The sequence below is a fragment of the Lacunimicrobium album genome, assembly GCF_052161635.1.
Lineage (GTDB): Bacteria > Planctomycetota > Planctomycetia > Planctomycetales > Planctomycetaceae > SXPC01.
In genome coordinates, this window is sequence record NZ_CP197413.1 from 4,697,657 (window position 1) to 4,710,080 (window position 12,424).

At 54.0% G+C, this 12,424-nt stretch carries 11 protein-coding genes; 6 read left to right on the top strand and 5 right to left on the bottom strand.

What is annotated here, in order from left to right; genetic code table 11:
* Positions 1 to 15: 15 nt before the first annotated feature.
* Together SH248x_RS18830 and SH248x_RS18835 are read right to left on the bottom strand one after the other, a co-directional pair.
* The gene (locus SH248x_RS18830; protein WP_459555865.1) at positions 16 to 1,065 is read right to left on the bottom strand and encodes a TolB family protein; all 1,050 of its coding nucleotides are present in this window, start codon (positions 1,063 to 1,065) and stop codon (positions 16 to 18) included.
* 13 nt (positions 1,066 to 1,078) lie between these two features.
* Positions 1,079 to 2,038: a TolB family protein gene (locus tag SH248x_RS18835; RefSeq protein ID WP_459555866.1), complete on the bottom strand. Its 960-nt coding sequence runs from the start codon at positions 2,036 to 2,038 to the stop codon at positions 1,079 to 1,081.
* 191 nt (positions 2,039 to 2,229) lie between these two features.
* Between SH248x_RS18835 and SH248x_RS18840 the strand changes: the two genes are divergently transcribed.
* Genes SH248x_RS18840 through SH248x_RS18850 form a run of 3 tightly spaced genes read left to right on the top strand, consistent with a single transcriptional unit; the run spans position 2,230 to position 3,726 of the window.
* Positions 2,230 to 2,667, top strand: a complete 438-nt coding sequence (locus SH248x_RS18840; protein ID WP_459555867.1) for a hypothetical protein — start codon at positions 2,230 to 2,232, stop codon at positions 2,665 to 2,667.
* Positions 2,668 to 2,704: 37 nt separating this feature from the next.
* Entirely contained in the window at positions 2,705 to 3,232 is a 528-nt protein-coding gene (locus tag SH248x_RS18845) for a hypothetical protein (RefSeq protein WP_459555868.1), read from the top strand.
* The gene (locus SH248x_RS18850; RefSeq protein ID WP_459555869.1) at positions 3,229 to 3,726 is read left to right on the top strand and encodes a hypothetical protein; all 498 of its coding nucleotides are present in this window, start codon (positions 3,229 to 3,231) and stop codon (positions 3,724 to 3,726) included. The genes SH248x_RS18845 and SH248x_RS18850 overlap by 4 nt, the downstream gene beginning before the upstream one ends.
* Before the next feature lie 154 nt (positions 3,727 to 3,880).
* Here SH248x_RS18850 and SH248x_RS18855 read toward each other — a convergent pair whose 3' ends face one another.
* Positions 3,881 to 4,777: a sulfotransferase family protein gene (locus SH248x_RS18855; protein WP_459555870.1), complete on the bottom strand. Its 897-nt coding sequence runs from the start codon at positions 4,775 to 4,777 to the stop codon at positions 3,881 to 3,883.
* Between the two features lie 232 nt (positions 4,778 to 5,009).
* Between SH248x_RS18855 and SH248x_RS18860 the strand changes: the two genes are divergently transcribed.
* Together SH248x_RS18860 and SH248x_RS18865 are read left to right on the top strand one after the other, a co-directional pair.
* The gene (locus tag SH248x_RS18860; RefSeq protein WP_459555871.1) at positions 5,010 to 5,933 is read left to right on the top strand and encodes a helix-turn-helix transcriptional regulator; all 924 of its coding nucleotides are present in this window, start codon (positions 5,010 to 5,012) and stop codon (positions 5,931 to 5,933) included.
* A gap of 111 nt (positions 5,934 to 6,044) precedes the next feature.
* Positions 6,045 to 6,617 (top strand): ECF-type sigma factor family protein, encoded by a 573-nt coding sequence (locus SH248x_RS18865; protein WP_459555872.1) that lies wholly within the window; start codon positions 6,045 to 6,047, stop codon positions 6,615 to 6,617.
* A gap of 1 nt (position 6,618) precedes the next feature.
* Here SH248x_RS18865 and SH248x_RS18870 read toward each other — a convergent pair whose 3' ends face one another.
* Positions 6,619 to 8,358: a tetratricopeptide repeat protein gene (locus SH248x_RS18870; RefSeq protein ID WP_459555873.1), complete on the bottom strand. Its 1,740-nt coding sequence runs from the start codon at positions 8,356 to 8,358 to the stop codon at positions 6,619 to 6,621.
* A 234-nt stretch (positions 8,359 to 8,592) separates the two neighbouring features.
* Here SH248x_RS18870 and SH248x_RS18875 point away from each other — a divergent pair, with 234 nt between their 5' ends.
* Complete coding sequence (locus tag SH248x_RS18875) at positions 8,593 to 10,575, top strand: sigma-54 interaction domain-containing protein (RefSeq protein WP_459555875.1); 1,983 nt, start codon at positions 8,593 to 8,595, stop codon at positions 10,573 to 10,575.
* Between the two features lie 89 nt (positions 10,576 to 10,664).
* Here the strand turns inward: SH248x_RS18875 and SH248x_RS18880 are convergent, their stop codons facing one another.
* Positions 10,665 to 12,338, bottom strand: a complete 1,674-nt coding sequence (locus tag SH248x_RS18880) for a S41 family peptidase (RefSeq protein WP_459555876.1) — start codon at positions 12,336 to 12,338, stop codon at positions 10,665 to 10,667.
* Positions 12,339 to 12,424 lie beyond the last annotated feature (86 nt).

Genomic DNA, 12,424 nt, shown 5'->3' on the forward strand with positions numbered 1-12,424 from the left:
AGTCGTCCGGGTCAATCAATACAACTGCACGGCGATCCATTTGCCATCGGGGGAGTAGGAAGCACTGCCGTAGCCGAAGTCGGTGAACTGCTTGGGAAGAGGCTGGGGTTCTGCGTCTGGATGCTCGACATCGACGACCAGCAGGCAGCCGTCCTGCGGGTAGAGGAGTTGCTTGCCGTCGCGTGAAAAGTCGATGTGTGGATGAACCAATTGTGTCTGGGGAAACTGGTCGAGCTGAAAAGTATCAGCGTCAATGCTGACGACGCCGACTTTGCAATCGTAATTTTCGGTCGAGTAGTCATTGGTGCTATTAGCGAGGAAGGCAATCTTCCTGGAGTCGGGCGACCAGGCCATGTTCCAGAAAATGTGCAGGTATGGGTTTTTTGAGTTGGGAATGAGATCACGGGACTGGCCGGTCTCGACTTCATACAGAGTGATCTGGGGAGGCGAGGTATAACGATGAAAGGCGATCCAGCGTCCATCGGGCGACCACTGCGAACCCCAGCCATTATCTGCATTGGGAATCCCTGATCGCTGACTCCCATCGACATTCATCATGCAAACTCGCCCGACTGCCTCGTAGCCGCAAAACGTGATCTGCTTGCCATCGGCCGAGTAATTGGGCATCAGGCCCAGCCCCAGGTCCTTCACATCACTGCCATCGAAATTGACAGTGATCATTCTCGCGTCCGTCAGCTGCTCTGATGAGCGTTGCACATTGAAGGCAACGCGTTTGCCATCAGGCGACCAACTGGGCGAGCCGTGAACGCAAAGATCGTTGATGTATTTCGGATCGGTGAGGAGAAGACGAGGCGGCGCACTGAAATCGGACGGAACGATCGCAACGATTTTTGTCTGCTGAGGGCGCGAATAAAGCCAGTCCGCAGTGACAATGTTGTCCACCGGCGCGGAGATCTGCGGGAGGGCAGCTTGGGCGGGGTTCGCGATCTCGCCGGCGATAAAAATCGCCTCATTGTCCTGGACAATAAACTGCACCTGCCCACAGACAGGTGTAAAACTGACCAGAAAAATCAACATGGCAAGCAGGCAACAGCGAAACATCATTCACTCCATTCGATCAGCGCAGCCCCACGGCGATCCACTTTCCGTTCGGGGAGACCGCAGGGTTGCTGTAGCCGAAGTCTGGCGACTGGCCTTGCAGCAGTTGTGGTGTGGCGTCCTGCTTGGTGAGGTCAAACGACATGATGCAGCCCGCTTCCCCATACACAAGCTGATTGCCATCCGGGTGATAATCGAGGTAATACGAATCGCGATAAAACGACGTGAGAACCTGCCGCTCGTAATTCCCCGGAGTGACATTGACGAGAGCCGTTTCTTTGAGCCCGTCACTTTTGCGGACCCCGCAGATCGCGATCTTCTGGCTGTCAGGGGACCAGGCAAAATTCCAGTAGATCTGGCGATAAGGATTGTCCTCAGCGGGAATGATGCTGCGAGCCTCTTTCTTGACGAGGTCATAGACCATCAGCTCACAACCATCCCGCCACAAATAGTAGGCGATCGAAAGTCCATCAGGAGACCACTGCGTCCCCCACCCATTCTCAGCCCCCGGAATCACCTGACGGTCAGTCCCATCAGCATTGATCGTGCAGACATACCCCGGGGCTTCATAGGTCGAAAATGCCAGACGTGTTCCCGCTGGCGACCAGTTGGGCATCAGGCCAAGTCCAACGTCCCTGACATCCGTTCCGTCCACATTGCAGGTGATGATGCGACCTTTATTGAGGTCCCCATCGGCAGGCTGACAGTCAAACGCGATTTTGCTTCCATCCTTCGACCATGCCGGCGAGCCGTGACGACTCTTCGTCGTTACATACTCCAGATCCTGAATCAGCAGTCGAGGCGGCTTCGAAAAATCCGTCGGCACAACACAAATCGGAAACGCTCCCTCAGGCAGCGTTTCCGTCCATTCCGCCGTCACATACCCATCTTTGGGCAGTACGACATCCTGCGCCATAACAGCCCGTGAACCGATTACCGCAACTCCCAGAACCACGCAGGCATTCCAGAACACGTTCATTCGAATTCCTTCAAGAAGCAACTGACTTGAAACTGTATGTCCACTGATAGTCTGGCAGATTGACGTTGACGTTTCCACACTTTCTGAGCGAACATCCGACCGCTGGTCATAAATTCCTGGATAACGCATTCGGTGCAAAAAGTGGTGTGACGATGAAGTGTTTCTGGATCGTGCTCTTAGTAACTCACCTCATGTCATTAGCAACTGCCAGTGCCGAGGAAATTCTGGTAAAGCTGCAGACGGTCGTTGAAGGCCAGACTCTCAACGGCAAGCCGATCGAGCTGGCGTGCTCAGAAATCCTCGCAAGCACTGAGGAACCATTTCGCGTCAAGCTCATGAATGGTGATACGACCCTGACGCTGAAAGGACAATTGAAGTCACTTGCTGATCGCGAGTATTCCTTGAACTGCGAGGAAATCCGCGTGGTGGAAAAGGAAGGTGAAGAGCAAAAACGTGTGGCGACAACTGTTGATTCTCAATTGAAACTCGACTCGCCAGTTTTGCTGGGATATACGCGAGGTCCTTCACGTTGGCTCGGTAAGCGTGGACGCGTCCACAACAGTTCGATGTATATCGCAAGAGCACGCGTTGAAGTCGTGCTCAAGACGCCCGACGCCATTCAGGAATGATGGTCTGGATTTCGTTCGATGACTGCGAGAAGAACCAATGAAGCAAATGATTATTTTTCTGATGACTCTGGTCTTAATTCCTTCTGGTCCCCTTGTGGCTGAGGAATTTCTGGTGGTGATGGAAATCCACATGAAGGAAGTCTTCGGTGAACGGAGCCTGGATGATGTCGAGAGCAAGATGATCGTCAGCATGGAGACAAACGCACAATTGAATCAGCCGTTTCGCGCGAAGATTCGCAACGGATTTCACATCCATACGATGAAAGGGAAACTGACTCAGAAAGAAGATGGTCAATACATGCTCGATATTGGATTACGAGCCGAGAAGGAATCTCAAGTCCTTCTCCATACATTGAATGGTTTGGAGCCCGTCATCGGACTCACGGCGTTAAACTCGACCATTGGTGTCCAAATCGGAAAGGCGGTCGACATTGGAGGAACGCGCACAGCAAATTCAGATTTTAATAAACCGCTCCATAAAGTCTCCCAAAACTTTACCGTCAATGTTGTTCGTGTGAGAGACGTGAATATTGCGGACAGATCAGAAACTGAAATAAAAAAATGAGTCTCCGCTGCCTGCTATTCCTGATGCTCTTTCCGTTTGCGATCTCGACAGCGCAGGCGGAGGAATATGTGTTGATTCTGGAGCGTTTGCAGAAATCTGCCTATGGCGATGAAGAAATCGAATGGGTTAAAGCCAAGACGGTCGCGAGACTGGAAACGGACATCAAACTCGATCGAGATTTTCATGTGAGAGTGCGACAGGGATTTAAAATCCTCACTTTAAAGGGCAGGATTTCTCGCGGAGAAAAAGAAACCTTCACGACGAAGATCACTGCGAGAGCAGAAAAAGAGATGGTTGACCTCACGTTTGTCGCAGGTGGTAAAGAGCCTGTCGTCGAAATGAACTCGATATCGTCGACAGCTACTTTGAAATTGGACATTCCGCAGATGCTTGGCATGTCGTGGAGCGGCGGCATGACAAAAGAAAACCAACATTATACGAGCCAAGACGAATTTGTTATTACAATGAGTCGTAGTGAAGTCGAGAAAAAATAAGGCGCAACAGCTTTCGCGATGGATTACTTTCAAGACCAGACTCCATGTGATTACTTCCGAGAACTTGCGTGACGAATTGTCCAGTTAGCCGACCTCTTGAGTAAAAGTTACTCCAGCTTACCAGCGGATCACGGCAATTCACTTCCCGGCAGCCCTAAACGCAGTGAATGCGAGTTAAGGCAGCCTTCGTCTTGGCTTCACTAACATCACTTCTGTCAGAGTCAACCGATTCCAATCCACCTCCCAGTATCGCCGAAAAATCAACTCGCGGATACACCCTCAAAAGCTGATCAATCGCATCGCGTGCACCAGCATCTTTTTCGAAAGCCACTCGACCCCGGCCACAGACTCCCTGGTTGAATCGCGTCTGGATTGTCTGTTCCTGAGCGGTCTTAAAGTCTTCGACAGAGACAGTGATGCCCAGTTCAGTCAGCAGTTCTGCGGTCTTGAGTTGCGGTTGTGTGAATAGTTCCTCGTAGGACACGAATGCAGAGGAATGCGCGAACTGCTGGCGATGCTCGATCCATGAGAGATAGAAATTGATGTACCACGGCGCCACTGTGCGGCTCGCTGCTTCCAGCTGACTGATCCCCTGGGATTCCAGATCCTTGAGCAACTGTTTCGTCCAGAACGCCATCGGCCCGCGACATGATTCCTGCCTCCAGTGATCGACCACCGACACCATGCAGTCATAGAGATTCCGATACAACACGATAAATCTCAAATCGAACTGCCGGGCTAACGTCATCGTCTGATCCGTGCAGCGAACATGCAGCTGACTGACCTGATGCGTCAGCGGATGGCGATACATCTCTCGACGAATGCATGCCTCATCCAGTTCCTGCTCCCGACGGCCGAACACAGGCACATATCGTGACTCCTTCCAGCCCTTGAGCGCTGCGAGGTTTCTGGCCAGGTAGGTCGAGCCAGACTTCGGAAAGCAGGCGACCACGAGTTGATGCTTGCCCATACGTCGTCTCAGCTGAACCAGCTGACGCGTCGTCAAACCACTGACCAGGGCGCGCTGAACGAACCGCTCCAGACGTTTCATCAAATCAAACCTCAATCTATCGCCGCAGGGGAGACAACAATACAAACACGCCGGCGTTATAGGCTGGACAACTCCTGTGCAGAATTCGCGTTACGCTCAATCGCGACCGTCAAAAATCTCTTCAGAAATCCTCGAAATTCTTGGCACTTCTCGAAGTTCGTTGACGCATTTCACCGCAGCTCTATCGCCTTTTCATCATTTCTCAACGATCCCATGATGCACTCACATTCGCATGCCAATCCCCAGCGATCCCATTTCGATTCTCCTCCAGCAGCTGCAACTGGGCTGCCAGATTCGTCATCGCTGGCGACTTGATCCTGTGCGCCCGACTGCCTCTGTGTGTCTGACGACTCCCGGATTTCTGATTGCCCTCGATTGCACTATTCGCATCCAGCTGGAAACAAGTCGTCTGCTCCTCGAGCCCGGTCAGGCATGGTTCATTCTGGAGAATCGCGGTGCTGTTCAAGCCGATCTCCAACTGACGAATCAATCATTCGCGTCGAGCGTCATCATCGGCGATCTAACAGGCTCTGCCCCTCATCTGGGCCACGTCATCGGCATTCCACCAACTCTCATCACCTCTGCAATCGCGTCCCGAGATGACATCACAACCACACTCTGCACGCAGCTGGCGGCGATCTGGGCTGACAACGCTCCTGGCTCTCTCATCATCATGGAGCAGCTGGTCGCGACGTTGTTATTACACAATCTGCGAAAGGAACTCGGTCACAGTAACGCACTCGAAACCGGTTGGCTTCACGCATTGAGCGATCCGGACATCGGTCCCATTCTCTCGGAAATGCTGCAGTCGCCCGAGCGTAACTGGAGCGTTGAATCGCTCGCTGCGATCAGCTGTTTGTCGCGCTCGTCGTTTGCACGACGTTTTCGCGATCTGCTGCAATCCTCGCCGATCGAGATCCTGACTCGCATCCGCATGACGCGTGCCCAGACCCTTTTGTCACGAGGACTACACGTCCAGGAAGTCGCCAGACAAGTCGGCTACCGCACGTCGTCCTCATTCTCAGACGCCTTCAAACGCTTTACCGGACTTTCCCCACAGAAATTCCGCGAGATTTCGACGCCCCCGGCATCATCCTCGGACGAAGAGAAGACAGCCGCCATTGCTGCTCTCACCATCGCTGCGATACCCGCATAGTCATGGCGGCTTGCCGAGAGTCTGCTGGAATTCCCGTTTCTACCCCGCTACAACGAAGTCTGACGCGTGTTAAATGACGATTAAGATCCCCGTCATGTCTTCGAGCAACCTATGCAGCCAGCCAACGTCACACAAATTCTCCAGGCCATCAACGAAGGTCAGAAGTTCCGTACCGAGGAACTCCTGCCTCTGGTTTATGATGAACTCAAAAAACTGGCCCAGCAGAAGATGCGTCTCGAATCCGCGGAGCATACGCTTCAACCGACTGCTCTTGTCCACGAAGCCTTTGTGCGTCTAGTCACTCAAGGCAACAGCCAGGCCTGGGATCATCGCGGACACTTTTATATGGCTGCCGCCGAAGCAATGCGACGCATTCTCATTGAATCCGCGAGACGAAAATCGAGCCTCAAACGTGGTGGCAACTTCAAACGCATCTCCCTCGACGAAGCCGAGAATGCCAGCGACGATCAGTCCGACAGTGAACTGGTCGCGCTCAGCGAAGCTCTGGACCGCTTTGAAGCCGTCGACCCGGAAGCCGCCCAGATCGTCAAACTCCGCTACTTCACTGGCCTGACCATCGACGAAGTCGCAGAGATGCTCAAAGTCTCACCTCGGACGGCAAAACGTCATTGGGCCTACGCCCGTGCCTGGCTACAACGGGAATTGACCAACACCTCGTCGTAACTTAAGGAGAGGCGGGGCGAGCGAGTTGTTCTGCCAGTCGGCAGGCATCGAGCATCGTGGGGTCCAGCTGGCAGGCTTTCTGATAAGCTTTCACGGCTGCGTTCACTTCCCCTTGTCTCTCATAGGCAACAGCCAGATTGAAAAGCAAACGCGAGTTGTCAGGATCGACTCGCAGGGCCTGATGATAGGATTGGATCGCTTGGGCAGCATCTCCTGCACGGGCCTGAAAGACTCCCAGGAGTTCCCACCACTCGGCATTGTCGGGCTCCAGGCTGGTCGCGAGCGTCAGATCCTCAATGGCGCCGGAAAGCTGATCCAACTGAAAGCGGGCGACGGCGCGATTCCTGAAAACCGCTGTGATTCGAGTCTGGTTCGCGATGGCTTGATCGAGATAGTGAAGAGCCGACGGGTAGTTCTGCTTGTCGAGATAATAGACACCAAGATTGCCCAGCGCGACATCGTTTTCCGGATCGAGCATCAAGGCATGGAGAAACAAGCTCTCACTGGATCGCCACACCAGTGCCTGCTGATAAGTCATCCCTGCGAGCACGAGCCCCAGCAACGCAACAGGTCCATAAAAGAAACTGCTGAGTGACGACTTCGTACTAGTTGCGACTGGTGCAAAGGCAGTTCCCAGGAGCATCGAGCAGGCAAGGTAAATCCCGATCGCGGGGAGGTACATATAGCGATCCGCCATCGATTGATTCCCAACTTGAAGGATTCCAATCACCGGCAGCAGACTCAGTAAAAACCATGCCCATCCCATCAGCAGATAAGGTCTCTTCTTTTTCTGAAACCAAACGCCCACTGTGACGGCGAGAAGAAAAGCGGCCGAACCAAGAACGCGTTCATCGAGAGATTGAAACGTCAAGGGGCGATAAAAGAAGGATAACCCAACAGGCCAGACGAGTTCGCTGAGGTAACGCACGGGACTGACGAGCGCGTTGGCAAGTCGGTGTTGCAAACCAAAGACCTCCAGCGAAGCGACCGCTCCCCCTGACTTCTGTGCCAGCACGGTGAACACACAAAAAGTGACGACGAGCAGCCAGATCGGCCATTTCTCCAGGAGCAGAGAAAAAGATCTCCACAGGATATTTTTAGTTGGCCCCAGAGACTCTTTTCCGTATCGTCCCAACGGCCAGAAATCCAGAGCTAGCAATAGCAGCGGCATCGTCACCAGCATTGGCTTACTCAGTAAGGAACACAACGTCCAGAGACACGGCATGATTAGTTTCTCGGCCGGGAGCAACTCCTCTGTCGACTGGTCCTGGACAGCATTCACATAGCTGATCATCGCCAGCATCCCAAACAGAAAAAACAACAGGTCTTTACGTTCCGTGACCCAGGCGACAGACTCCACATGCACGGGATGCAGCAAAAACAACAGTACGACAACCAAGACGACTTGCTCGCTGAGTCTCATTCGTTTCAGCAGACACCACAGGAGAACTCCATTCACCAGATGCAAAATCAGGTTGGTCAGATGGAACCCGAATGGATCAAGCCCCCAGAGGCTGGCATCGAGCTGCAACGAGATCCAGGTCAGCGGGTGATAGTTCGCCAGATGAAAGCCGGAGAACGCCCAAATCAGGTTCTCCCCACTCAGGCCTGTCGCGACAGGAGGATTCTTCTCGATGTATTGATCGTCATCCCAGAGGACAAATTCGTGCTTGAGAATCGGGCTGTATGCGAACGCAGCGACCAGCAGCACGAACAGTAACGGAAGTGTTTTCATTGTCATACGGGTCACAGGAGTCGGATCGAACACAGGACTGCAGAGAAAAGGGTCACCGACTAGATCAAAAGAACAGCCCGTTGACCATCGCCTCGTCTCTCGTCTTCATCAATTCTTTTTGAAGTCTGACTCCAAGTGGTGAATTACTTGTGGCCAATATGATCCCTGTTAACCACCTTGCTAACGAACTGACGCAGCGATACAGTCAAAACGATAACAATTATTCGAGGAGCGAAAGAATTGAGTCGTTGGTGTCGCTGGAATGATGTGTCGTGGTTAAAGAATGCCTCGTCTGCGCGGGAACTGCTGCAGTCGATTCGACAATTGGCTGACCTTTCTCTGGAAGTTCCGAGCCTGGCTGACTTCTGCAGTCGTGGTTTGGCGCTCATCATGTCGGAGTTGTCCGCACAATGGGCATCGCTGTTGACGCTGACGCCGTCGGTCGATGTCGTTGCCGAATCCGGGCGGAAGCCTTTTCGACTTCCGGAAGCCAGTCACCTGCGTGACGTCCTGGATCGCGATGCTGCTCTTTTCCTTCCGCCCACGGAAGCAGGCGGCTGGGCGACGATTCTAGTGCCGCTCATTCAACAGCCGGGCCAGACGCAGGAGCCTCTGCTGCTGGCGATCTGTGGACGCAGTCTGACTGAAGGTCAGCTGGAAGATTCTCTCTCGCTGGCCCAGGCCTTCACCTATGCTCTCTCGGTTGTCAAAGACCGCGAGCAATCTCGCATCACGCAGTCGATGACCGAGGAACTCCTGCGGATCTCGCTCAAGCTCAGCGAGTACACCGATACGGAATCGCTGCTCAATCAACTCGCCCGCGAAGCGACCCAGCTGATGAAAGCAGACCGCGCGAGTATCTTCGTCTGGGATCCCAAGCGACACGAACTCGACGCCAGCCCAGCCCTCGGCGTCGACTCTGGTAAGCTGAAACTTCCCGATGACAAGGGAATCGTCGGCGAAGTCATTCAGACGGGGCAGTCCATCCTCGTTGATGATGTCACGATCGATAAACGCTTTGATCGCTCGGTTGATTTGAAGACAGGCTACCGCACACGCAACATTCTCTGCGTGCCGCTGCGAAACCAGTCGGGTAAGATCATTGGTGCGTTCGAGCTGATCAACAAACTGGAAGGTGCTTTCACCCTCGCCGATGACATGCTGCTCCAGCGTCTGGGAACTTATGCCAGCTACGCCCTCGAACGTGCCCAGCAGTTCGAATCGCTGAATAAGAACGTCCGACGCTTGACGCGCCAGATGTCTGGACAAGCTCAGCTCATCGGCCAGTCCCCCGCGATCGAATCGCTGCGGGCGACGATTGAGCGTCTCGCGACAACGGACCTGCCCGTGCTCGTCCTCGGCGAATCGGGGACCGGGAAAGAAGTCGTCAGTCAATCGCTGCACTATCAGGGGGGTCGAGCAGAGAAGCCATTCGTCGCGGTCAACTGTGCTGCTCTTTCCGAGACACTTCTGGAAAGTGAGCTCTTCGGCCATGAGAAAGGCGCCTTTACAGACGCTCACGAAGCCCGCGCCGGCAAGTTTGAACAGGCAGACGGCGGAACTTTATTCCTGGATGAAATCGGCGATATGTCTTTGTCCGGGCAGGCGAAGCTGCTGCGAGTTCTTGAACAGAAAGTCGTCACCAGAGTTGGTGGCTCGAAGTCGATTCCGGTCGATGTTCGTGTGATCGCAGCGACGAATGCAGACCTCGTACACGCCGTCACCGACAAGCGATTCCGACAGGATCTTTACTACCGACTTTCTGTCGTCACGATCTCGCTGCCTGCATTACGAGACCGGCCGGAAGACGTCATCCTGCTGGCGGAACACTTCCTGCAGATCTTCTGCACTCAGGCTCGCAAGGCGCCGCTCAAACTGACAGCCTCCGCCCGCAAGAAGATGCAGGCTCACCACTGGCCTGGCAACATCCGCGAACTGCGCAATCTCATGGAGCGAGTCGCGTTTCTGACGCCGTCGCCTGAAGTGACCGAGGACGATCTGGCGTTCATGCTCTCACCCGAGACGACATCCAGTGCCGCTGCCAATCTCGAAATTGGCCTCATGCCCGCGACGGAAGAGTTCCAGCGGGACTTCATCCGCAAAGCCATCAAACGGGTCCAGGGCAACATGTCCGAAGCCGCCCGACTTATTGGCCTGCATCGCAGTAACCTGTATCGCAAGATGCGCCAACTCGAAATGCACGAAGCGGGCGGAGAAGAGTAAGACTCCAGCTTTCGCGCTCAAGACAGTTCAAACGAGCGCATGAAAAAGGCGGCTGTAACAGCCGCCTTTTTCTATTCATTGAGGTCTATCTAGTTGATGCGTCGCATGCTCTTCATGGTCGTGCGGTGGTTCTGAAGGAGGTCGACCGCTTTCAGGAAAACAGGGTCTTCATTCAGAGTCTTTGCAGTGACTCGCTTGTAGCTTTCTTCCTTGGCTTCGACCGGGAAGTCGGGGCGAAGTCCAACGCCGCCGAACCAGTGTCCGTGAGGCGAGAAATACTTGGCCGTTGACAGTTTGATCCCCGTCCCCATCGAGACGTCATAGATACTTTGAACGGACCATTTGCCATAGGTTCGATTACCGATGAGGAGTCCCCGATTGTGATCGCGGATGGCACCGGCGACGACTTCGCTGGCAGAGGCTGAGTTTTCATCGACGAGCAGAATCAGGTCGACGTTCCAGGTCCCAAGTTGATGAGCCGTGTAGATCGAATCCTGATCCGACATGCGTCCCTTGGTCGAGACGAGGACACCTTGTTCGACGAACCGATCCAGAACATCGACAGCCGCGGAGAGCAGCCCGCCAGGATTTCCACGCAGGTCGAGGATGACAGACTTCATGCCCTGGTTATTGAGATTCGTAAGAGCCGCATCGAGTTCTGTTCCGGTGGTCTTTTGAAAACCGGTCATCTTGATGTAGCCGATGCCGTCCGCCTGACTGACCATGAAGGTCAGTGGGATCGAGCGGATCTTGACTTCGCGTCGAGTGAATTGTTTCTTGAGGACTTGTCCGGTGGTGGCTTGCTTCCATTCGATGTTCACCCGGCTGCCAGACAGGCCTGTCAGATAATTCGCCGCTTGTTCGGTGGAAAGAGGCAGGCAGTTGTGACCATCAATCGAGAGAATGTAATCGCCAGGCTCCAGACCGCCAGCTTCCGCAGGACTGTCCGGGAGAACATTGACGAGAAGAACCCCTTTATCGGTCTCCGCTTTCATTTCGATCCCCAGACCGACGAATTCTCCATTGATGTTGCTGTAGAGGTCCGTCAACTTGCCCGGAGTCAGGTATCGGCTGTAATCGTCGAGGGCGTTGCAGCCACCGAAGAGATATTCCATGATGACGGGAACCGGCTGAATGCCCGTCAGAGTGTTGGCACGACGGGAGACCTCCAGAATCATCTGCTGAGCCTGCGAGAAGCTCGACAGAGATTTGTTCCAATAGTTCTCACGCAGGACTTTACGCAGCTCCATGACCGAACGAGGATCAGCTTTGGGCATGTGCGTCGCGACGAAACGCTCATTGTTCAAAGCCAGATACAGGCTTTCGGTCCCGTGAGCGACGAAGTAGCTCAGTTGAACCGGCTCGACATAGTAGACCTGGATCTTGTTGTAGACGTCGTTGAGAAGTTGAAAAGCCTCGTTGGTGTTCAACGAGAGCATCTGGCCGGTGAAAGAATCGTCGGTATAGCGACGGTCGATGCTGAAGTGGAATTTCGAGCGACGAAGGCCATAGCTCAGGTCGTTATTATCCGGCCAGGTCTCCAGCGAATGCTTATAATGCTCGATGGCATCGCCCCATAGCTTGGAACGCTCGAGCTCGGCCCCTTTATCGATGGCCGTCCGTTCGACCATGGAAACTTCCGGCGCTCCCGGAATCGCAGCGTCGATGACGCGCCACGTCGCGATTCCCGTTAAGAGAACCATGACGAGCAACAGCTTCACCGAAGCGTTTCTCAGATCATTGATGGACAGTTTAGGAGACATACGGCAGGCCTTTTATTTCAACTGATGCCAGGCGACCAATCTTCGGTTCCGCTGGCGAGAACACACAGTCACCGGACACTGCACCA